Source organism: Halomonas rhizosphaerae (genome assembly GCF_030012485.1).
Lineage (GTDB): Bacteria > Pseudomonadota > Gammaproteobacteria > Pseudomonadales > Halomonadaceae > Halomonas > Halomonas rhizosphaerae.
Genome location: NZ_JASCQQ010000028.1, coordinates 191,771 through 212,784, shown reverse-complemented (window position 1 = coordinate 212,784; position 21,014 = coordinate 191,771). Strand labels below are relative to the sequence as shown.

The 21,014-nt window shown below is 68.3% G+C and carries 17 protein-coding genes; 14 read left to right on the top strand and 3 right to left on the bottom strand.

Going from position 1 to position 21,014, the window contains the following annotated elements; all coding sequences use genetic code 11:
- The first annotated feature begins 7 nt into the window (after positions 1-7).
- The 5 genes from topA to QLQ86_RS13940 all read left to right on the top strand — a co-directional run bounded on the left by topA (position 8) and on the right by QLQ86_RS13940 (position 5,968).
- Positions 8-2,644, top strand: a complete 2,637-nt coding sequence (topA, locus tag QLQ86_RS13960) for a type I DNA topoisomerase (RefSeq protein ID WP_282817361.1) — start codon at positions 8-10, stop codon at positions 2,642-2,644.
- The gene (locus QLQ86_RS13955) at positions 2,641-3,105 is read left to right on the top strand and encodes a DUF6586 family protein (protein WP_282817360.1); all 465 of its coding nucleotides are present in this window, start codon (positions 2,641-2,643) and stop codon (positions 3,103-3,105) included. Before topA ends, QLQ86_RS13955 begins: the two co-directional genes overlap by 4 nt.
- A 5-nt stretch (positions 3,106-3,110) precedes the next feature.
- Positions 3,111-3,599 (top strand): LabA-like NYN domain-containing protein, encoded by a 489-nt coding sequence (locus QLQ86_RS13950; RefSeq protein WP_282817359.1) that lies wholly within the window; start codon positions 3,111-3,113, stop codon positions 3,597-3,599.
- A gap of 250 nt (positions 3,600-3,849) precedes the next feature.
- Complete coding sequence (locus tag QLQ86_RS13945) at positions 3,850-5,442, top strand: ABC-F family ATPase (protein ID WP_282817358.1); 1,593 nt, start codon at positions 3,850-3,852, stop codon at positions 5,440-5,442.
- A 103-nt stretch (positions 5,443-5,545) separates the two neighbouring features.
- Positions 5,546-5,968 (top strand): CopD family protein, encoded by a 423-nt coding sequence (locus tag QLQ86_RS13940; protein WP_282736546.1) that lies wholly within the window; start codon positions 5,546-5,548, stop codon positions 5,966-5,968.
- A gap of 43 nt (positions 5,969-6,011) precedes the next feature.
- Here QLQ86_RS13940 and QLQ86_RS13935 read toward each other — a convergent pair whose 3' ends face one another.
- Positions 6,012-6,482: a DUF2231 domain-containing protein gene (locus QLQ86_RS13935; protein ID WP_282736547.1), complete on the bottom strand. Its 471-nt coding sequence runs from the start codon at positions 6,480-6,482 to the stop codon at positions 6,012-6,014.
- Between the two features lie 54 nt (positions 6,483-6,536).
- Between QLQ86_RS13935 and coxB the strand changes: the two genes are divergently transcribed.
- From coxB to QLQ86_RS13890, 9 genes are all read left to right on the top strand, one after another.
- Positions 6,537-7,526 carry a cytochrome c oxidase subunit II gene (gene coxB, locus QLQ86_RS13930; protein ID WP_282817357.1) on the top strand — a complete coding sequence of 330 codons (990 nt, stop codon included), beginning with the start codon at positions 6,537-6,539 and terminating at the stop codon, positions 7,524-7,526.
- Positions 7,523-10,051 carry a cytochrome c oxidase subunit I gene (ctaD, locus tag QLQ86_RS13925; RefSeq protein WP_282817356.1) on the top strand — a complete coding sequence of 843 codons (2,529 nt, stop codon included), beginning with the start codon at positions 7,523-7,525 and terminating at the stop codon, positions 10,049-10,051. The genes coxB and ctaD overlap by 4 nt, the downstream gene beginning before the upstream one ends.
- The gene (locus QLQ86_RS13920) at positions 10,048-10,407 is read left to right on the top strand and encodes a hypothetical protein (protein WP_282817355.1); all 360 of its coding nucleotides are present in this window, start codon (positions 10,048-10,050) and stop codon (positions 10,405-10,407) included. The genes ctaD and QLQ86_RS13920 overlap by 4 nt, the downstream gene beginning before the upstream one ends.
- A gap of 16 nt (positions 10,408-10,423) precedes the next feature.
- Complete coding sequence (locus QLQ86_RS13915) at positions 10,424-12,673, top strand: heavy metal translocating P-type ATPase (RefSeq protein ID WP_282817354.1); 2,250 nt, start codon at positions 10,424-10,426, stop codon at positions 12,671-12,673.
- Positions 12,674-12,820: 147 nt separating this feature from the next.
- Positions 12,821-13,285, top strand: a complete 465-nt coding sequence (locus tag QLQ86_RS13910; protein ID WP_282817353.1) for a 2-hydroxyacyl-CoA dehydratase — start codon at positions 12,821-12,823, stop codon at positions 13,283-13,285.
- Positions 13,286-13,295: 10 nt separating this feature from the next.
- Positions 13,296-13,718 carry a GIY-YIG nuclease family protein gene (locus QLQ86_RS13905; protein ID WP_282736553.1) on the top strand — a complete coding sequence of 141 codons (423 nt, stop codon included), beginning with the start codon at positions 13,296-13,298 and terminating at the stop codon, positions 13,716-13,718.
- Positions 13,718-14,968, top strand: coding sequence for a GspE/PulE family protein (locus QLQ86_RS13900; RefSeq protein ID WP_282817352.1), 1,251 nt, complete (start codon positions 13,718-13,720; stop codon positions 14,966-14,968). The genes QLQ86_RS13905 and QLQ86_RS13900 overlap by 1 nt, the downstream gene beginning before the upstream one ends.
- A gap of 121 nt (positions 14,969-15,089) precedes the next feature.
- On the top strand, positions 15,090-15,701 hold the full coding sequence (locus QLQ86_RS13895; protein ID WP_282817351.1) for a L,D-transpeptidase family protein: 612 nt from the start codon (positions 15,090-15,092) through the stop codon (positions 15,699-15,701).
- Positions 15,702-15,878: 177 nt separating this feature from the next.
- The gene (locus QLQ86_RS13890) at positions 15,879-16,142 is read left to right on the top strand and encodes an Lpp/OprI family alanine-zipper lipoprotein (protein WP_282736556.1); all 264 of its coding nucleotides are present in this window, start codon (positions 15,879-15,881) and stop codon (positions 16,140-16,142) included.
- A 117-nt stretch (positions 16,143-16,259) separates the two neighbouring features.
- Here the strand turns inward: QLQ86_RS13890 and QLQ86_RS13885 are convergent, their stop codons facing one another.
- The gene (locus QLQ86_RS13885) at positions 16,260-17,300 is read right to left on the bottom strand and encodes a L,D-transpeptidase family protein (RefSeq protein ID WP_282817350.1); all 1,041 of its coding nucleotides are present in this window, start codon (positions 17,298-17,300) and stop codon (positions 16,260-16,262) included.
- A gap of 182 nt (positions 17,301-17,482) precedes the next feature.
- On the bottom strand, positions 17,483-20,932 hold the full coding sequence (gene mfd / locus QLQ86_RS13880) for a transcription-repair coupling factor (protein ID WP_282817349.1): 3,450 nt from the start codon (positions 20,930-20,932) through the stop codon (positions 17,483-17,485).
- Positions 20,933-21,014: the final 82 nt, after the last annotated feature.

The window sequence follows — 21,014 nt, the reverse complement described above, 5'->3', positions numbered from 1 at the left end:
GAGCACTATGGGCAAGTCACTGGTCATCGTCGAGTCGCCCGCCAAGGCCAAGACGATCAACAAGTATCTCGGCAACGACTTCATCGTGAAGTCGAGCGTGGGGCACATCCGTGACCTGCCGACCAGCGGCTCGGGCAAGGCAGCCACGGATCCCAAGGAACGTGCGCGGCAGGCCGCGGAGACCCGCAAGATGTCCGCGGAGGAGAAGGCCGAGCATCGCAAGCGCAAGGCCCAGGACCAGTTGATCCGGCGCATGGGCATCGATCCCGAGCATGGCTGGAAGGCCCATTACGAGATCCTGCCGGGCAAGGAGAAGGTGGTGGCCGAGCTCAAGAAGCTCGCCGAGAAGGCCGACGCGGTCTACCTGGCCACCGACCTTGACCGCGAGGGGGAGGCCATCGCCTGGCACCTGCGCGAGACGATCGGTGGCGACGAGACCCGCTATCGGCGGGTGGTGTTCAACGAGATCACCAAGAACGCCATCCAGGAGGCCTTCCAGGATCCCGGTAGCCTGAACATTCCGCGCGTCGAGGCACAGCAGGCGCGCCGCTTCCTCGACCGGGTGGTGGGTTTCATGCTCTCGCCGCTGCTGTGGGCAAAGGTCGCCCGTGGCCTCTCCGCCGGCCGGGTACAGTCGGTGGCCACCCGCCTGATCGTCGAGCGCGAGCGCGAGATCCACGCCTTCATCCCCGAGGAGTTCTGGGACGTCCATGCCGACCTGCGACCGGCCGGCGACGACCCGACGACGGTACGATTCGAGCTGGTGCGCCAGGACGGCAAGGCGTTCCGGCCCACCTCCGAGGCCGAGACGCTGGAGCGCATCGCTGCCCTGCGCAAGGCAAACCTGGCGATCACCGCGCGGGAAGACAAGCCCACGCGTTCCAAGCCCAACGCCCCCTTCATCACCTCGACGCTTCAGCAGGCGGCCAGTGGCCGGCTGGGATTCTCGGTGAAGAAGACCATGACCCTGGCCCAGCGCCTCTACGAGGCCGGCTACATCACCTACATGCGTACCGATTCCACCAACCTATCGAAGGATGCGGTGGAGAACGTACGCGAGTTCATCACGGACGAGTTCGGCGCCCGCTACCTGCCCGAGGCGCCCAATCGCTACTCCAGCAAGGAGGGGGCCCAGGAAGCCCACGAGGCGATCCGTCCCTCCGATGTCGCTCGCCGGGCCACCGACCTGGCCGGCATGGAGCGCGACACCGAACGTCTCTACGAGCTGATCTGGCGCCAGTTCGTGGCCTGCCAGATGACGCCCGCCGAGTACCTCTCCAGCACCCTGACCGTCGAGGTCGACGGCTTCGAGCTGCGTGCCAAGGGGCGGGTGCTGAAGTTCGACGGTTACACCCGGGTGATGAAACCGATGGGACGCAAGGAGGAGGACCAGTCACTGCCGGACCTCGCCGAGGGCACGCCCATGACCCTGGAGCGGCTCGATCCCCAGCAGCACTTCACCAAGCCGCCGGCCCGCTACACCGAGGCGAGCCTGGTCAAGGAACTGGAGAAGCGGGGCATCGGCCGTCCCTCCACCTATGCCTCGATCATCTCCACCATCCAGGATCGCGGCTACGTCAAGCTGGAGAACCGGCGCTTCTACGCCGAGAAGCTCGGCGACATCGTCACCGAGCGCCTCAAGGAGTCCTTCCCCGACCTGATGGACTACTCCTTCACCGCGCGCATGGAGGATGGCCTCGACGAGGTGGCCGAGGGGGAGCGCAACTGGCAGGCGCTGCTCGATGCCTTCTATGCCGAATTCAAGAAGGAGCTCGCCGTCGCCGAGAGCGAGGAGGGCATGCGGCCCAACCAGCCGGTGCCCACCGACATCGACTGCCCGACCTGCGGGCGCAAGATGCAGATCCGCACCGCCTCCACCGGGGTCTTCCTGGGCTGCTCCGGCTATAACCTGCCGCCCAAGGAGCGCTGCAAGACCACCATCGACCTGCTGCCCGGCGACGAGGCGGTGGCCGCCGATGCCGGCGAGGACGCCGAGACCGATGCGCTGCGGGCCAAGCATCGCTGTCCCAAGTGCGGCACCGCCATGGACAGCTACCTGATCGACGAGACCCGCAAGCTGCACATCTGCGGCAACAGCCCGGATTGCGATGGCTACGAGATCGAGAAGGGCAAGTTCCGCATCAAGGGCTATGACGGTCCGACCATCGAGTGCGACAAGTGCGGCAGCGAGATGCAGCTCAAGACCGGGCGTTTCGGCAAGTACTTCGGCTGCACCAACAGCGAGTGCAAGAACACCCGCAAGCTGCTGCGCAGCGGCGAGGTGGCGCCGCCCAAGATGGACCCCATCCCCATGCCGGAGCTCGCCTGCCAGAAGGTCGAGGACCATTATGTGTTGCGCGATGGCGCCAGCGGCCTGTTCCTGGCGGCCAGCAAGTTCCCCAAGAACCGCGAGACTCGCCCGCCGCTGGTCAAGGAGCTCAAGGCCCATGCCGAGGAGCTGCCCGAGAAGTACCGCTACCTGCTCGACGCCCCCAGCGAGGATCCGGACGGCCGTCCCGCACAGATCCGCTTCTCGCGCAAGGCCAAGGAGCAGTTCGTGATGACCGACGAGGGCGGCAAGGCCACCGGCTGGCGCGCGACCTTCGACGGCAACAAGTGGCAGGTGGAGGACAAGCGCAAGTGACCCCGAGATCGCGCACCAACCAGCTGCTCTACCAGGCGGAGCTGCTGCTCGCGTTGCCGGCCGGCGACGACGAGCATGCCGAGGCCAGGCGGATGGCCGCGGAGGAGGGCAGCCTGGCGCTGGCCGAGCTGGCGTTGCAGTCGCTGCTGCGCGAGGTCACCGAGCACGCCCACCTGGAGCACCATGACTGGCGCGAGCTGCTCGGCCCAGAGGGCGCCGGCATTGCCGAGCTGCATCGCCTGCGCGAACAGGCCATGCGTCCCGACAGTTGGCTGGCCTGGCTGATCGTCAAGCTCGAGGCCCTGCATGGCAGTGACGGCGTGGCCCGGCGGGGCACCGGTGCAGCACGGGGAGTGATCGCCGTGGGCGGCGGTGCGGCGCTGGGTGAGGAGCTGCGCGACTGTCTCGCCGAGGCCAAGGCCGAAATAGCCGCCCTGCGCGAGACCAGCGAGGAGTGGTAGCGACGATGAGCGAGGCCGCCAGGGAGCGCGTCGCCATCTTCGTCGACGTCCAGAACGTCTACTACACCACCCGTGAGGCCTTCGGCCGGCACTTCGACTACAACGCCTTCTGGGCGCGCTTCGCGGCCGGCCGCGAGGTGGTGGTGGCCAACGCCTACGCGGTGGACCGCGGCGATGCCCGGCAGCGCCAGTTCCAGGCCATCCTGCGCGGCATCGGCTTCACCGTGAAGCTCAAGCCCTTCATCCAGCGCCGTGATGGCTCGGCCAAGGGCGACTGGGACGTGGGCATTGCCCTGGATGCCATCGAGGCCGCACCGCTGGTCGACCGCGTGGTGCTGGTCTCGGGTGACGGTGACTTCGACCTGCTGGTGGAGCGGATGCGCGAGCGCCACGGGGTGGTGGTGGAGGTGGTCGGCGTGGAGCGGCTCAGCGCCGACTCGCTGATCCGCGCGGCCAGCCGATTCGTGCCCATCGAGGGGGAGCTTCTGCTCTAGGTCAGGGCTGCGCAGGTAGCAGTTCTGCGCGGAGCTGATCCGGCGGCAGGCCTGCGAGGAGGCGCTATGAATACATCCTTGTACGCTACCGACGCCATCCCTGGCGTAGGACCTCCTCTGCGGCCTGCCCCCGGCGCTCCTCGTTTCGGACAGCTGTGATAGGGCGTTTCACTAAGCTGCGTCGGGTGTGAGCGGCGACGATAACCGGTACAATCGCGACCCTTTCTCACGCACTGACCTGGACCCTTCATTGATCTCCACCGCCAATATCACCATGCAGTTCGGCGCCAAGCCGCTGTTCGAGAATGTCTCCATCAAGTTCGGCAATGGTCACCGCTACGGCCTGATCGGCGCCAACGGCTGCGGCAAGTCCACCTTCATGAAGATCCTCGGCGGTGACCTGGAGCCCTCCTCGGGGCAGGTGATGGTCGAGTCCGGGGCGAGGCTCGGCAAGCTTCGCCAGGACCAGTTCGCCTTCGAGGACGAGCGCGTCATCGACACCGTGATCATGGGCAATGCCGAGCTGTGGCAGGTGGCGGCCGAACGCGAGAGGATCTACTCGCTGCCCGAGATGAGCGAGGCGGACGGCATGGCCGTGGCCGACCTCGAGGTGCGCTTCGCCGAACTCGACGGCTATACCGCCGAGGCCCGGGCCGGGGAGCTGCTGCTGGGGCTCGGCATCCCGCTGCACCAGCACACGGGGCCCATGAGCGAGATCGCGCCGGGCTGGAAGCTGCGCGTGCTGCTCGCCCAGGCGCTGTTCGCCGACCCCGACGTGCTGCTGCTCGACGAGCCCACCAACCACCTGGACATCAACACCATCCGCTGGCTGGAGGGAATGCTCACGGCGCGCAACAGCACCATGATCATCATTTCCCACGACCGCCACTTCCTCAACAGCGTCTGCACCCACATGGCGGACCTGGACTACGGCGAGATCACGCTGTTCCCCGGCAACTACGACGACTACATGACCGCCGCCACCGCGGTCCGCGAACGCCAGCACGCCGACAACGCCAAGAAGAAGGCGCAGATCGCCGAGCTGCAGGCCTTCGTCAGCCGCTTCTCGGCCAATGCCTCGAAGGCCAAGCAGGCAACTTCCCGGGCGCGGCAGATTGACAAGATCAAGCTCGAGGACATCAAGCCCTCCAGCCGGGTCAGCCCCTTCATCCGCTTCGAGCAGGCCAGGAAGATCCACCGCAACGCGGTCAACGTCGAGGCCATCACCAAGGGGTTCGGCGAGGAGGCGCCGCTCTTCGAGCGCCTCTCGATGACCGTGGAAGCCGGCGAACGCATCGCCATCATCGGCCCCAACGGCATCGGCAAGACGACCCTGCTGCGGACCCTGGGCGGCGAACTGCATCCCGACGCCGGTGCCGTGCGCTGGACCGACAGTGCCGAGCTCGGGGTCTTCGCCCAGGACCACGCCGACGACTTCGCCAATGAGGCGACACTGTTCGAGTGGATGGCCCAATGGACAACGGGCGGCGAGCAGGAGGTTCGTGGTGCGCTGGGCAGGATGCTCTTCTCCAGCGACGACATCGGCAAGTCGGTCAAGGTGATCTCCGGCGGCGAGCAGGGCCGTATGCTGTTCGGCAAGCTGGCCCTGACCCGGCCCAACGTGCTGCTGATGGACGAGCCCACCAACCACCTGGACATGGAGGCCATCGAGGCGCTCAACCTGGCCCTGGAGAACTACCCCGGCACCCTGATTTTCGTCAGCCACGACCGCGAGTTCGTCTCCTCCCTGGCGACCCGCATCCTGGACATGAGCGAGCAGGGGATCACCGACTTCAGCGGCAGCTACGACGACTACCTGCGCAGCCAGGGGCTCTACGGCTGACACCGGGGCAGGGACGCGGTCCCTGGCCGCTAACGAAAGGCCCGGCTAGGGTAAAGGAGGCTGGCCGGCAATGGGGCGGGTCGGCCTGGCTGCAAGGACGCCCATGCCCTGGATCAAGTTCGTGCATATCATGGCACTCGCCAGCTGGTGCGGCGCACTGCTCTATCTGCCGCTGCTGCTCGCCCTGTCGGCGCGCGGTCCGGCCGCCGCGACGCCCTTCGCATCCGGTGCTCCCCCGATGCCGCGCTTCGTCTACAACAGCCTGGCCACCCCCGCGGCCCTGCTGGCCATCGCTAGCGGCACGCTGCTGTTCCTGGTGAATGGCCTGGCCGCCGGCTGGCTGGTGCTCAAGCTGCTGGCGGTCGCCGGCATGGTGATGGCGCATGGCGCCACCGGCTGGCTGGTCATGCGCCTCGAGCAGGGCACCTCGCATGGCGTTGCCCCCGGGGCCATGGCGGCCCTGGGGCTGGCCGCGGTCAGCATGCTGGCGGTGGTCGCCCTGGTGCTGGCCAAGCCTGTGTTCTAGCCGAATGCGCACGGGGAGGAAGCGGATGCCGAACCGCCAGCACTCAGTCGTCGAGGTCCACGCCCACCGCGTGTTCGTAGACGAGCTGTCCACCCAGCCAGCCAGCCAGGACGATCAGGGCCGCCGTGGTCAGCGAGAGCGTGAGGCCCCAGGGCAGCAGGGCCTGGTCGAGGAAGCGCCACAGCCAGTTGAGCGACGCCATGGAGAGCATCACCACGGCGACGATGGCGTGGCTCCAGGCGGTGACCAGCCGACGGATCTGCTTGACCGTGACCAGATCGATGATCCCGGCGAGACTCGCCACCCAGCCGCCGAAGGCGCCCACACCGGCCAGCCACAGCGAGGCCCGTGCCCAGAAGGGATCGCCACTGTAGAGGTAGCCGAGATCGCTGGCCACCAGCGCCATCAGGGCCGCCACGGGGAAATGGATCATCACCGGGTGCAGCGGGTGGCCGGCCAGGGCCGCGCGGCTGTGGATCGAGGCGCGGGTCAATCCGAGCTTCGCTCTGGGCATGGTACCTTCCTCGTTGGTCGTGGAACCCTGCCTGGCATTGAAGGCCGCCGCCGCATGGGGGTCAAGCCGGCGGTGCTGCTCTCTTTGCTGCTGGCCGGGTGCACGGGGGAGCATTCCATCCTCGACCCCGCGGGGCCGGCGGCGCGCGACGTGGCCTGGCTGTGGTGGGGCATGCTGTCGGCCTTCTCCCTGGTGTTCCTGGCCGTGGTGGGGACGTGGCTCGCCGCCTTCCGCCGTCGCGAGCACCCCGAGCGGTCGCCGTCGGAGGAGCGCCGGCTGGCGCTGCGCTGGATCCTCGGTGGGGGCATCCTGCTGCCCGGGGTGACGATCCTGCTGCTGCTCGCCTTCGGCGTACCGGCCGGGCAGCGCCTGCTGCCCCTGCCGCTGCCCGGCGGTGAATCCCCCCGAACGATCGAGGTGGTCGGCCATCAGTGGTGGTGGGAGGTTCGCTACCCCGACGAGGCCGGCGAGGTGGTGACGGCCAACCAGCTGGCGATGCCCGCCGGCGAGCCGGTGGACTTCCACGTCACCGGTGGCGACGTGATCCACGCCTTCTGGGTGCCGCGCCTGGGCGGCAAGATCGACATGCTGCCGGGGCGGGTCAACCGCATTCGGCTGGAGGCCGACGACCCCGGCGTGTTCGGCGCCCAGTGCGCCGAGTTCTGCGGGGCTCAGCATGCCCGCATGCATCTCCACGTGGAGGCCATGGCGCCGGAGGAATTCGAGGCCTGGCTGGCCGCGCGTCGCTCGCCGCCCGCCCAGGCCGAGGGCCATGACGCCGCCCGGGAGACCTTCGTCGAGCACTGTGCCCGCTGTCACCGGGTCGAGGGGCTCTCCGACGGTCGCGAAGGGCCGGATCTTTCCGATATCGGCAGCCGCGCCACCCTGGGAGCCGGGGTCATGGCCATGGAGGAGGGCGCCATCGCCCGTTGGCTTGCCGAGCACCAGCGACTCAAGCCCGGCAACCACATGCCCGCCCATGACCAACTCGACACCGAGGCCCTCGAGGCGATCGGTGCCTGGCTGGAGACCCTGCGCCCATGAGCGAGACGCTTCCCGACACCTCCCCCGAGGCCCAGCGGCTGCACCGCGAGCTCGAGGCGGTATGGGGCAATCCCACCGGCTGGCGTGCCCTGACGGTGGTCAACCACAGCACCCTGGGGCTGCGCTTCATGGCCACGGGCCTGGTCTTCTTCCTGCTCGGCGGGGTGCTGGCGATGCTGGTGCGCGCCCAGCTGGCGCTGCCCGACCACGACTTCATGTCACCCGAGATCTACAGCCAGGTCACCACCATGCACGGCACGGTGATGATGTTCCTGTTCGCCATTCCCATGCTGGAGGGGCTGGCGATCTACCTGATTCCCAAGATGATCGGCGCCCGGGACCTGGTCTGCCCGCGGCTCACCGCCTTCGGCTACTGGTGCTACCTGTTCGGGGGCATCATCCTGTTCGCCAGCCTGCTGCTGGAGATGGCGCCGGACAGCGGCTGGTTCATGTACACCCCCTTGAGCAGCGGTGAGTTCTCGCCGGGCCTGGGGTCGGACTTCTGGCTGCTGGGCATCACCTTCGTCGAGATCTCGGCGCTGTCGGCGGGCGTCGAGCTCACGGTGTCGATCCTGCGTACCCGGTCGCCCGGCATGGCGCTGCACCGGATGCCGCTGTTCGCCTGGTACATCCTGGCCATGGCCCTGATGATCGTGGTGGGCTTCCCGCCGCTGATCCTCGGCAGTGTCCTGCTGGAACTGGAGCGCGCCGCGGGCATGCCGTTCTTCGCGGTGGAGGGCGGCGGTGACCCGGTCCTCTGGCAGCACCTGTTCTGGCTGTTCGGTCACCCCGAGGTCTACATCATCTTCCTGCCCGCGGCGGGTATCGTCTCGACCCTGATCCCGGTGTTCGCCGGACGTCCCATCGTCGGCTACGGCTGGGTGGTGGCGGCGATCCTCATCACCGGCTTCATCAGCTTCGGGCTCTGGGTCCACCACATGTTCACCGTGGGCATTCCTCAGCTGGCCCAGGCCTTCTTCTCGGCGGCCAGCATGCTGGTGGCGGTGCCCACCGCCATCCAGGTGTTCGTATGGATGGCCACGCTGTGGCTGGGGCGGCCGCGCATGACCCTGCCGATGCTGTGGATCCTGGGCTTTCTGGTCATCTTCGTCTGCGGCGGCCTCACCGGGGTCATGCTGGCGCTGGTCCCCTTCAACTGGCAGGTCCATGACACCCACTTCGTGGTGGCCCATCTGCATTACGTGCTGGTGGGGGGCATGCTCTTCCCGCTGCTGGCGGGGCTCTACTACTGGCTGCCGCTGGTCTCCGGCCGCCTGCCTTCCGAGCGGCTGGGGCGCCTCGGCTTCTGGTTGACCTTTCTCGGCTTCAACCTGACCTTCCTGATCATGCACGTCACGGGACTGCTCGGCATGCCACGCCGGGTCTACACCTATGACGCCGGTCTGGGCTGGGAGCCCTACAACCTGGTCTCCTCGGTGGGCGGCTTCATGATGGCAGCGGGCATCGCCACGGTGCTGCTCGACCTGGCCCTGCACGCCCGCTTCGGACGACCGTCGCCGCGCAACCCCTGGGGCGCCGACACCCTGGAATGGAGCCTGGCGATGCCGCCGGCCTCCTATAACTTCGCCAGCCTGCCGCGCGTCGAGACCCGCCATCCGCTGTGGGACAACCCCCGGCTCGGCGCGGAGATCGCCCGCGGCGAGCATGCCCTGGCGGGTAGCACCCACGGTCGCCGCGAGCTGATCGGCAGCGAGGCGCTGACCGGGCGGGTGCGCGACATCATCCACCTGCCCACCAGCAGCTGGTGGCCGCTGGCCGCCGCCCTGATGCTGGCGGTGGTCTGCATCAGCCTGTTGATGCGGCTCTATCCGCTGGCCCTCGCCGCCTTTATGGCGGCCGGCGTGCTGCTGCTGCGCTGGTCCTGGGAGAACGGAGGCCACCCGCTGGCGGCGCCCCTGGGACACGACGAGCCCGTGGACCCGCCGCTGCATTCGCGCACCCAGGATGGGCCGGGCCGCTGGACCATGGGGGTGGCGCTGCTCGCCGATGGCGCCTTCTTCCTCTCGCTGCTGTTCGGCTGGTTCTATCTCTGGGCCGTCTCGCCCCGTTGGCAGATGCCGGCGTCGTCTCCGCTCTCCCTGGCCCTGTTGCTGGGCGCCGGCACTTTGTTGCTCGTGGCGGTGGGCTGGCTGGAGCGCCGGCTGCGAGCCCTGGACGCCGGTGAGGACGCGGGACTCGCGGCCGCCCTCTACGGCATCGCCGCCCTGGGCGGCCTGCACCTGCTGCTGGCGGTGGTGATGCTGTGGCAGGCAGGGCTCGCCCCCACCGCCAGTGCCCATGATGCGGTGCTGCTGGTGGGCCTGCTCTATGTGCTGCTTCACGGCGGGCTGGTCTCCCTGCTCACCGTCCTCCAGGCACGTCGCGCCACGCTGGGCTATGTCAGCGCCCGGCTGCCCCTCGAGCCGCGGGTGGTGGCACTGCTTTGGCGCTACCAGCTGGGCAGCTACTGGATCCTGGCGGCCGCCACCGGCCTGCTGCCACGCGTGATCGGAGGGGGCCCATGACCGCTCACACTGCCTGGCGTAACCCTGGCCACCCCGTGCAGTTGCTGTTGGGGCTGCCGATCTGGAGCCTGTGGTTCGTGGCGCTCTATGGGGGGCTCTCGATAGCCTGCGCCGTGGCGCCTCCTGCTCCTGGGCAGGGCGCGCTGACAGCGCTCAATCTGTGGCTGGGCCTTTTCACCCTGGCGACACTGGGGGCGCTGCTGTGGCTGGCCCGTTGCTGCCTGTCGGCGGTGCGCCGAGAGCCGGTCAGGGCCGCGCGTTTCATCGCTGCCGTGGCGGCCGGCTTGCATCTCTTTGCGGCCGGCGGGGTGGCCTTCGTGGGGCTGCCGCTGGTCGCGCTGCCTCCCTGCCTCTGACGGCCTGGGGGACGGCATGGTGCTCTCCACCGATTTCTCTAGCGACGCGGATATGGGTCACCCGCAGACCGATGTCCCGAGCGAGGCGGAGGCGCTCTTCTCCCTGGAAGGCATGTGGTGTACCGGCTGCGCCCTGGCCATCGAGCATCGCCTGGGTCGCCTGTCTGGCATGGCCCGGGTCGGGATCGACTATGCCACCGCTACCCTGTTGGTGAGGGGGCGGCCCGACATCATCCGCCGTGAGGCGCTGGACCCCGAGGTCGCGCGGCTGGGCTATCGCCTGAGGAGCCTGGAGTCGGCACCCGACGCCGAGGCGCGACTCGACGCCGAGAGTCGGCACCTGGTCGGGCGGCTGGCAGTGGCGGCGCTGTTCGGCATGTGGACCCTGCTGGCATCGCTGTTGATCTATGCCGGCGCCATGCCGGAGCCACACCTCGCGCGGGTGCTGGCCTGGGTATCGGGCGCCATGGCCCTCCCGGTAGTGCTCTACGCCGGGATGCCTTTCTATCGGGCCGCCTGGCGGACCCTGTGGGCCGGGCGCCCCGGCATGGATGCGCTGGTGTCGCTGGGGGTAGCCGCTGCCATGGCGATCTCGTTGTGGCTGCTGTGGCGAGGTCGCGTGGAGGTCTACTTCGATACCGCCGTGATGCTGATCATGCTGCTGCTGGTGGGGCGCTGGGTCGAGACCCTGGCACGCTATCGTGGACTGCGCGCGCTGGAAGGGCTGGTGACGGCGTCGGACGAGGTCGCGGTGCAGCGCGAGGAGGGCGAGGTGCGCGTCCCCCTGACCGAGGTGGCCCTGGGCGAGCGAGTCCGCGTGGCCGCAGGCGAGACGGTACCCCTGGATGGCGCGCTGCTCGATTGCGGTGCCTGGCTCGACCTCTCGCCGCTCACCGGCGAGAGCCGGCCGCGTCGGCTGACCCGCGGGGATCCGGTGGTCGCCGGCAGTCGCAATCGCGACGAAGACCTGACCCTGGTGGTCACTGCCCGGGCCGGGGAGTGTCGCATGGATCGCCTCTATCGCGAGATGCAGCGCCTGCAGGCCACCAAGGGGCGCCTGCGTCTCGTCGCCGAGCGGTTTGCCGCCTGGCTCTCGCCGCTCGCCCTGGGGCTCTCGCTGCTTACCCTGGCGGGATTGCTGCTGCTGGGTGTAACGCTGGAGGAGAGCCTGGTACGGGCGTTGTCGGTGCTGGTGGTGGCCTGTCCCTGTGCCGTGGGGCTGGCCGTGCCCCTGGCCAGCCTGGCCGGCAGCGCCCGGGCCCTGGATCAGGGTGTGGTGTTCCGCGACCCAGGCGCGATGGAGCAGGCCGGCAAGGTGCGCGCGGTCGCCTTCGACAAGACCGGCACCCTGACCCTGGGCGAGCTCTCGGTGACTTCCCTGCAGCCCGCGGCGGGCGTGACACGTCAGGAGCTGCTGCGCCTGGCCGCGCGGGTGGAGTGGGGCAGTGAGCATCCGCTGGGGCAGGCCATTCGTCGCCATGCCCTGGCCGCAGGGCTGCTGGAGGGAGAGGCGCCCTGGCGGGTCGAGGAGCACCCCGGCGGTGGGCGCATCGCCTGGCTGGAGCCCCCGATGCGGGGCGGGGAGGGCGATACTCTGCGTATCGGTTCACCGGCATGGCTGGCCTCGGAGGGCGTAATACTCCCCAGGGAGGCCGCGGAGGAGCCGGCCGACACCCGGGTCGACCTGGCGCGTGGCCGGTGCTGGCTCGGCAGCCTCTGGCTGGCCGATGCCCCGGACCCGGCGGCCGCGCCGCTGCTCGCCTTCCTGACACGCGAGGGGCTCGCCGTGGCCTTGATCAGCGGGGATCGTACCTCGCCGGTGCAGCGGCTGGGCGACGCGCTGGGACTGGCTCGCTCGGCCTGCTTTGCCGGGCGACCCCCCGAGCAGAAGCTTGCCCTGGTGAATGCATTGCCGCGACCCTCGCTCTATGTGGGAGACGGCATCAACGATGCCCCGGCCCTGGCCGCCGCCAGCCTGGGGGTAGCGGCGCTCGGGGCCAGTACGGCGGCCCGGGATGCGGCGGCCATCCAGTTGCTGCGACCGGGGCCGGGCGGGGTGCGCGACGCCATCGAGGTCGCCCGCAGGACCCGGCGGGTGATGGGCCAGAACCTCTGGCTTTCGGCGCTCTACAACGGCGCGGCGTTACCCCTGGTGGTGTGGATGGCGGTTCCCCCCCAAGTGGCGGTCGTGGCCATGGCATTGAGCTCGCTCAGCGTGGTCGGCAACAGTGCCAGGCTGCTCGTCGCGCCAGGGACAGGCCGATAGAAGCCGCGGTGCCCGTGATGAGGCGAGTCGGGCGACCGCTGGGGTCTGCTCCGGCATTGATATGCATCAAGCGTGATGGATGCGGCTTGGCTAGGATGAAGGCATGGACTATCCGCCCGTGTCAGGGCATCAGTAGGAGGAGTCGCAATGCGCTTTCATCAGGTCAAGGAACTGGTCGCCTGGGCGGCCGACTACCACCGGGGACTCGCCGAGCAGTATGACCAGCTGGCCGCCGGTGACGTGAACGATCGGGTACGCATGGCGCTGGAGTACCTGGCCGAACACGAGCGGAAGATGCAGATCGAGCTGGCCAACTACCTCGAGGAAGAGAGCGACCATCGCAAGGTGCTCGAGACCTGGTTCGACGACCCCGCCGACTTTCCCCATGCCCCCACGCTCGATCGCCTCACCGAGTGCATGTCGTGCGACAGCGTGCAAGACGTGCTGTCCACGGCGCTGACCATGCACAGGACGCTTCAGGACCTGTATGCTCATCGTGTCGAGCGGGCATCCGTGGAGGCCGAACGCGAGTTCTTCGCGTCGCTCTCCAGCGGTCACGAGGCCGAGGTTCGCCGCCTTGCCCGCGACATGCAACGACTCGAGGACTACTGAGGAGAAAGCGATGTCGGATCAGATCCTGTCACTCAAGCTGCTGGGCTACTGGACGGACAAGCAGCTTGGCGAGATTCCTGACGTATCGGGGATCTTCTGTGTCTATGCCGGCACGGCCGCAGACGATGGCGAGCCCGGCATCGAGCGGTTGCTCTATATCGGTGAATCCGGTGACGTGCGCCAACGCATTCGCCATCACGAGTTGCGTGATGAGTGGGCCAGCCGACTGGAACCCGGCGAGGTCCTCTGTTACAGCGTGGCGGCGGCGACCTATGTCTATCGCGAGCGGCTCGAGGCAGCCCTGGTGCATGTCCACAAGCCGCCGGTCAACCGTGACTACATCGAGCGCTTTCCCTTCGACAGGACCGAGATGCACCTGCGCGGTCGAACCGACAAGCTGATGTCCCAGTTCATCGTCGAGCGTCAAGACTGATGGCGGAAGAACGCCAGCCGGCGGGGCGTCGGCTCCTGCCGCGCCTCGAGGCCCTGTTTGCCGACCCCCCGGGGCCTGACGATGACACCCTGATGGCCCACGTGCTGCTCGAGGATGCCATTCGCGCGCGGGCCAGCGACATCCACCTCGATCCTTCCCGTGAGCGATGGCGCATTCGCCTGCGCATCGACGGTCGGGTCATCGACGCCCTGGACCTCGAGGTCGGCGATGGACTCCAACTGGCCAACCAGTTCAAGGTGCTCGCCCGGCTCGACCCCATGCCCTCGCGGGTCGCCAGCGAAGGCAGCTTCAGTTGGCCCCCCGGCGAAGAGGGCGTGGAAGAGACCTTCCTGCGGGTCACCGCCGTGAACTGTGTCGGCGGGGAGAAGCTGGCCATCCGCTTTCTCGCACCTCCCCGGACCTTCCACGATACCCTCTCGCTGGGGATCGGCGAGCAGGGGGCGCGAGGGATTCGTCGCTGGATGGACGCGACCGGTGGCATGCTGCTGGTGGCGGGCCCCACCGGCGCCGGCAAGACCACTACTCTCTATACCCTGCTGAACCAGCTGCGCCTCACCGACAGTCACGTGGTGACGCTCGAGGATCCGGTGGAGTACGCCATCCCCGGCATCAACCAGATCCAGGTGGACGCCGAGAACGGGCTCGACTTCGCCACCGGCACTCGCTCCATGCTGCGCCTGGACCCGGACTACGTGCTGATCGGCGAGATACGTGACCCGGGCTCCGCCGCGGCGGCCGTCAGCGTGGCCGGAAGCGGCAGGTCACTGATGGGGACACTGCACAGTCGCGATGCCGTGGGGGCTGTCTCCACGTTGCGACATCTCGGGTTGGAAGATGCCGAGATCAGCGCCAGCCTTGGCCTGGTGATCGCTCAGCGTCTGGTGCGTCGGCTCTGCGAGCAGTGTCGTGAACAGCGACCAACGCCGTCCCAGGATGTCCAGTGGCTCGAGGCGGTGGGGCTCGAGGTGCCAGAGCATGCGTGGGCGCCGGTGGGCTGTGAGCACTGTGACGGCCTGGGCTACCGGGAGCGTACCGGGGTATTCGAGATCTGGCAGCCTACCCCCGAGGATCATGCCCTGTTGCTACGCCATGCCGATGACGCCGTTTTGCGACGCAGCCTGCTGGAACGGGGCGAGACCCTGATGTTTGCCGACGGCCTGGCCAAGGCCGCCGCCGGCATCACCACCCTGCGCGAGGTCTTCCGGATGGGCGCCATCCTGCCCGCCTGACGAGCCCGGCGGGACCTTGCATGTTGTTCTCTCCACCCCTCCTGACAGTCGGGAGGCAATGCGGTATAACGGCGGTCAGTGCTATGCCTTTCATTTCCTGCTTGCTCCAGAGGCGTCATCGATGAAGCACCTCTCCCGTCGCCGCTTCGGCCTGCTGGCGCTGAGTTCGCCCCTGCTGCTGCTGGCGCCTCACGCCTCTGCCAACCTGATGGACAGCCTGCTGTCCCGGGCCATCGTCCCCCGCCATGACAGCGAGCTGTGGGTGCTGGTCGAGGACCGCGAGGCGGCGCTTAACGTCTACCGCGGCAATCGGCTTCTCGAGCGCTTCGAGCCAATCTCGCTGGGACGCGGGGGGGCCAGGCCGCAACGCCAGCGGGGCGATCGGGCCACGCCGCTCGGCGAGTTCCGGGTCAACCGCTTCAACCGCCGCAGCAAGTTTCATATCTTCATCGGACTCGATTACCCCACGCCCACCCACGCCCGCATGGCGCTGGAGGCCGGGGTATACAGCCAGCAGGACTATGACCACTACTTCTCCTACTACCGTCGACACGGCTACCCTCCCCAGGATACGGTGCTCGGTGGCTTCATCGGCATCCATGGCGTCGGTGAGGGGGATCCCGACATCCACCAGCGGTTCCACTGGACCGATGGCTGTGTGGCCGTGACCGACCCGCAGGTCGAGCGTCTGTCGTCATTGATCGACATTGGCACACGCGTCGTGATCCGCTAGGCTTTACATGCGCAAGGGACGTTCTAAGCTATGGACAAGCGCCGTTGCATATTATAAAACAGCGTTTGACTCCTGTGCTTCGCAGCAGAAGTCGCTGCAAGAAGGCCTGCTTCCGCAGGAAGCCTGATTTTCAGGCAACACCAACGCAGTACCCAAGGAAGACTCAAGGAGAACACCATGACTCTGAAGACTACCCTGAAGCTGACCGCCGCTGCTGCATCTCTGGCCATCCTGGCCGGTTGTGCCTCCAACAGCGCCCTGGAAGAAGTCCGTCAGACCGCCGAGTCTGCCCAGGCCGACGCTGCCGAAGCACGTAGCATTGCGACCCAGGCGCAGAACACTGCCAACCAGGCTCAGCGCGACGCTCAAGCGGCCCTGCAGATGTCCGAGCAGAACCGCGAAGAGATGAACCGCATGTTCGAGCGTTCCATGCAGAAGTGATGGTTCTCGACCGCCCGACAGGGCGGTAGTGGAACTTTCAAGACAGGGGCCTCGCCGTAATCGGCGAGGCCCCTGTCGTTTGGTGGACGCTTGCTGCGCGATCAGGCCAGCAGAGGCTTAGCCTTCCTCGGCCTGGCGCTCTCGCGAGCCGCTGTCGGCGGCGATCAGCTCCAGGCGGTCCCAGAGCGTTTCGGGGGCGGGAGGGACCTCCAGGGCCACGGGCATCCCCCGCGGTACTTCCACGACCTCGCGAAGACGGGCGTAGTTCACCGGGTAGTCGAGCCCGTCGGTCGCCGTGTCCACCTGGTCGAGGGCATCGGTGATGCGCTGGATGGTGGTGCCGTCCTTTTCGTCCAGGTAGGGATAGGCCTGGACGTGCAAGGTGCCGTCGGCCCAGCCGAGCTTGAGCGTCTCGTTGATCAGCTTGACCTGGGTGCCGATGGGCAGGCGCGGGAAGAGGGCCTCGATGTCCTCGGGCAGCATGCGGATGCAGCCGTGGGTCACGCGCATGCCGACGCCCTCGGGGCGGTTGGTGCCATGGATCAGGTAGCCGGGGATGCCCAGGCGCATCTTGCGCGTGCCCATCGGGTTGTCGGGGCCCGGTGGCACCACGCTGGGGAGTGGGTCGCCGGCCTCGGCATGCTCGCGGCGGATCGACGCCGGCGGGTACCAGGCGGGGTCCTTGACCTTCTCGGTGATGCGCGTGGTGCCCAGCGGCGTCTTCCAGTCCATGCGCCCGACGGCGATGGGGTAGGTCTCGACGCGTGGCGCCTCGGTCTCATCGGCCGGGGGGTAATAATAGAGACGCATCTCCGCCACGTTGACCACCAGACCCTCGCGGGGCCCGTCGGGAAGGATGAAGCGGCCGGGAATCACCACCTCGGTGCCCTCGAAGGGGGCCCAGATGCTGACCTCCGGGTTGGCGCGCACCATCTCCTCGTAGCCGATGCCATGCTCGTGGCCGATATCGATCAGGGTGTCGCCGCTCTCGGCGATGACGGTATAGACCTCGCCGACCAGGTCCCCCTCCTCGGGCAGGGGGTAGTAGCCGCGGGGCCACGCCTCGGTGCTGGCCTGGAGTGGCGTGGTCAGCACAGCGCAGAGGCCCAGCGCCGTGGCGAATCGGGCGGCGCGCCCGAGCGGGGAAGAGTGCTTCATCGACGTCATGTTCTCGTGGTTGCCGTTGGTCAGGGGCTGCGAGGGGCCCGTCCTGGGCGTCTTGACCTAATAGTATCGCCCGGACGGGCGGTAATCCGCCAGCCGGGCGAGGCGCAAGGGCCAAGGAGAAAGAGGCAAGGAAGAGGTGATCTGCTCGCCTCGGCCCTCGGTCCTGATGCCCGTCACGCCGCCTCGGCCTTTCGGTTGAGCGTGTCGAGGAGCTGTTCAGTCGCCTGGAAGCGGGCATCCGCCTTCTCCATCGCCGCCTCGAACCGCAGCGTGTCGGCACCGTCCAGGCGATAGCGGTCCGGCGCCCGCTGGATCAGCTCCACCAGCACCAGGGGGTCGACGGGGGTCTGGCTGCCGAAGATCACCCGGCCCTTCTCGGGGCCGGCCTCCAGGCGGGTGATGCCCAGGCGCTCGGCACGCTGGCGCAGCCGGGTCTGGCGCAACAGGGTCTTGACCGGGTCCGGCAGCAGGCCGAAGCGGTCGATCATCTCCACCCTGAGCTCATCGAGCTCGGCCTCGTCGGCGGCGCTGGCGATGCGCTTGTACATCACCAGGCGCTGCTGGACGTCGTGGAGGTAGTCATCGGGGATCAATGCCGGCAGGTTGAGGCTGACCTCGACACCCTGATCCAGCGGGGCTTCGATATTCGGCGTTCGGCCCTCGCGGATCGCCGTCACGGCGCGGTCGAGCATCTGCATGTAGAGGCCGTAACCGATGGCCTCCATCTGGCCGCTCTGCTCCTCGCCAAGCAGCTCGCCCGCGCCGCGGATCTCCATGTCGTGGCTGGCCAGGGTGAAGCCGGCGCCCAGGTCCTCGGCGCCGGCGATGGCCTCCAGGCGCTTGACGGCATCCTTGCTCATCACCCGGGGCGGCGGGGCGAGCAGATAGGCGTAGGCCTGGTGGTGGCTGCGCCCGACGCGGCCGCGCAGCTGGTGGAGCTGGGCGAGGCCGAACTTGTCGGCGCGCTCGATGACGATGGTGTTGGCGCTGGGTACATCGATGCCGGTCTCGATGATGGTCGAGCAGACCAGCACGTTGAAGCGCTTGTGGTAGAAGTCGGACATTACCCGCTCCAGCGAGCGCTCCGGCAACTGGCCGTGGGCGACGCCGACCCGGGCATCGGGCACCAGCTCGCGCACCTTCTCGGCGGCGGTCTCGATGGTCTTGACCTCGTTGTGGAGGAAGTAGACCTGGCCGCCGCGCAGGATCTCGCGAAGGATCGCTTCCTTGATCACCGCCTCGTCACGCTGCTGGACGAAGGTCTTCACCGACAGGCGCCGGGCCGGGGGGGTGGCGATGATCGACAGGTCGCGAATCCCGCTCATCGCCATGTTCAGCGTGCGCGGGATCGGGGTGGCGGTCATGGTCAGGATGTCCACCTCGGCCCGCAGGCTCTTGAGACGCTCCTTCTGGGCCACCCCGAAGCGATGCTCCTCGTCGATGATCAGTAGCCCCATATGGGGAAGCTTGGTGCTCTTCGACAGCAGCTTGTGGGTACCGATGACGATGTCCGCCTGGCCCGCTTCGATACGCTTGAGGGACGCGGCCTGCCCCTTGCCCGCGGTGAAGCGCGAGATCAGCTCGATGTTCACGGCGGTGTCGGCGAAGCGGTCGCGGAAGTTCTCGTAGTGCTGTCGGGCGAGCAGGGTGGTGGGCACCAGCACCACCACCTGGCGGCCGGAGTGGACGGCCAGGAAGGCCGCCCGCATGGCGACTTCCGTCTTGCCGAAGCCGACGTCGCCGCAGACGACCCGGTCCATGGGGCGCGGCGCGGTCATGTCTCCGATCACGGCCTGGATGGCCGCGCGCTGGTCGGGGGTCTCCTCGAACGGGAAACTGGCCGCGAAGCGGGCGTACTCCGCGTCGGGCGGTGCGCAGGCGAAGCCCTCCCGGGCCTCGCGACGGGCGTAGATATCGAGCAACTCGGCGGCGGTGTCGCGGATCTTCTCGGCGGCGCGCCGTCTTGCCTTCTCCCACTGGTCGGAGCCCAGCCGATGCAGCGGCGCCAACTCGTCGTCGGCGCCGGCGTAGCGCGATATCAGGTGCAGGCTGTCCACCGGCACATAGAGGCGCGCCCCGTCGGCATACTCCAGGGTCACGAACTCGGCGGCCTGCCCGCCGGCCTCGATCGTCTCGAGCCCCTTGTAACGGCCCACGCCATGGGCCTGGTGGACCACCGGCGCGCCGGGTCGCAGCTCCGAGAGGTGGCGGATCGCCATCTCGTTGTCATCGGTGGCCCGCTCGCGGCGGCGGCTCTGGCGGACCACCTCGCCGAACAGCTCGGTCTCGCTGATCACGGCCAGATCCGGATCGGTCAGCCACAGGCCGGCATCGATCTCGCCCTCGGTAATCGCCAGGCGTGTGTCGCAGGCCAGGAAGGCGGGGAAGTCCTCGACGTGACGCAGCGCGAGACGGAGTGGCCCCAGGGTCTCCTCCAGGGCCTCGCGGCGGCCTCGCGACTCGGCGACGAACAGCACCCGGGTGGCCGGGTGGTCGGCGAGGAAGCCCTCCAGGTCGGCCAGCGGCTGCTTCGCCCGGGCATTCACCGTCACCATCGGCGGGGTCCGCGTGGCAGGCGCCAGGGCATGCCGGTGGTCGGCCTCGCCGGTCAGGGCCACCCGGGGGTGGCGCTTGATGGCACCGAACGCCTCGGGTACGGGCACGAAGGCGCGGTGGGGCGGCAGCAGCGGGCGTGTGGGGTCGACCCCGAGGTTCTCGAAGCGGCTCTCGATGGCCGCCCAGTGATGCTCTGCGGCCTCGAACACCCCGGGCAGCATGGCCACTCGCGTGCCCTCGGCCAGGTGCTCGAAGAGCGTGGCGGTCTCCTCGAAGAACAGCGGCAGGTACTGCTCGAGCCCGGGGGAGGGGATGCCCTTGAGGGCATCCACATAGAGCGGGCACTGGCGCGGGTCGACGTCGAACAGCGTCTCGAAGCCCTCGCGGAAGCAGGCGATGGCGCTGCGTGACAGCGAGTATTCGTGGGCGGGCAGCAGCTCGACCCGCTCGATCCTGTCCCGGCTGCGCTGGGTGTCCGGGTCGAAGTGGCGCAGGGTGTCGATCTCGTCGTCGAACAGGTCGATGCGCAGCGGTGCCTCGGCGCCCATGGGAAAGAGGTCGATCAGGGCCCCGCGCAGGGCGTACTCGCCGGGCTCATAGACCGTCTCCACGGCCCGGTACCCGGCCCGTGACAGGGCGTCGCGGAATCCCTCGCGGTCCAGGGTCTGGCCGGTTTCCAGCGTCATCACGCGCCCGGCGATGTACTCCACCGGCGGCAAGCGTTGCATCAGCGTATTCATGGCCGCCAGCACGATGCCGTGCTCGCCGTCCTGCAGGCGGCGCAGGGTGCGCAGCCGCTCCGAGACGATATCCTGGTGTGGCGAGAAGCTGTCGTAGGGCAGCGTCTCCCAGTCGGGGAAGGGCAGCACCGGCAGGTGGCCATAGAAGCCCAGGTCACTCTCCAGGCGCTGCGCCGTGGCGGTATCCGGGGTGATCACCAGCAACGGGGCATCCTCGGCCAGGTGGGCCAGGGCCAGGGCGGTGGCGCTGCCCGGCGGCGTCTGCCAGTAGAGAATGTCGCGCAGCCCCTGGGGGCGAGGCGGGTCAAGCGGCGAGAAGTTCGGCATGCTATCGGTTACCCAACCGTGGTCGTGAGCGGCGTGCAGAGGTGGGGGCATGATACCAGCCTCACGCCCGGCCTGTAGTCAG

Bases quoted from the DNA above. Each gene is read 5' to 3' on its own strand.
- topA (WP_282817361.1), top strand. From the start codon at position 8: ATGGGCAAGTCACTGGTCATCGTCGAGTCGCCCGCCAAGGCCAAGACG.
- QLQ86_RS13900 (WP_282817352.1), top strand. From the start codon at position 13,718: ATGGCGGAAGAACGCCAGCCGGCGGGGCGTCGGCTCCTGCCGCGCCTC.
- QLQ86_RS13950 (WP_282817359.1), top strand. From the start codon at position 3,111: ATGAGCGAGGCCGCCAGGGAGCGCGTCGCCATCTTCGTCGACGTCCAG.
- QLQ86_RS13890 (WP_282736556.1), top strand. From the start codon at position 15,879: ATGACTCTGAAGACTACCCTGAAGCTGACCGCCGCTGCTGCATCTCTG.
- QLQ86_RS13905 (WP_282736553.1), top strand. From the start codon at position 13,296: ATGTCGGATCAGATCCTGTCACTCAAGCTGCTGGGCTACTGGACGGAC.
- QLQ86_RS13940 (WP_282736546.1), top strand. From the start codon at position 5,546: ATGCCCTGGATCAAGTTCGTGCATATCATGGCACTCGCCAGCTGGTGC.
- QLQ86_RS13895 (WP_282817351.1), top strand. From the start codon at position 15,090: ATGAAGCACCTCTCCCGTCGCCGCTTCGGCCTGCTGGCGCTGAGTTCG.
- coxB (WP_282817357.1), top strand. From the start codon at position 6,537: ATGGGGGTCAAGCCGGCGGTGCTGCTCTCTTTGCTGCTGGCCGGGTGC.
- QLQ86_RS13935 (WP_282736547.1), bottom strand. From the start codon at position 6,482: ATGCCCAGAGCGAAGCTCGGATTGACCCGCGCCTCGATCCACAGCCGC.
- QLQ86_RS13885 (WP_282817350.1), bottom strand. From the start codon at position 17,300: ATGAAGCACTCTTCCCCGCTCGGGCGCGCCGCCCGATTCGCCACGGCG.
- QLQ86_RS13915 (WP_282817354.1), top strand. From the start codon at position 10,424: ATGGTGCTCTCCACCGATTTCTCTAGCGACGCGGATATGGGTCACCCG.
- mfd (WP_282817349.1), bottom strand. From the start codon at position 20,932: ATGCCGAACTTCTCGCCGCTTGACCCGCCTCGCCCCCAGGGGCTGCGC.
- QLQ86_RS13910 (WP_282817353.1), top strand. From the start codon at position 12,821: ATGCGCTTTCATCAGGTCAAGGAACTGGTCGCCTGGGCGGCCGACTAC.
- ctaD (WP_282817356.1), top strand. From the start codon at position 7,523: ATGAGCGAGACGCTTCCCGACACCTCCCCCGAGGCCCAGCGGCTGCAC.
- QLQ86_RS13920 (WP_282817355.1), top strand. From the start codon at position 10,048: ATGACCGCTCACACTGCCTGGCGTAACCCTGGCCACCCCGTGCAGTTG.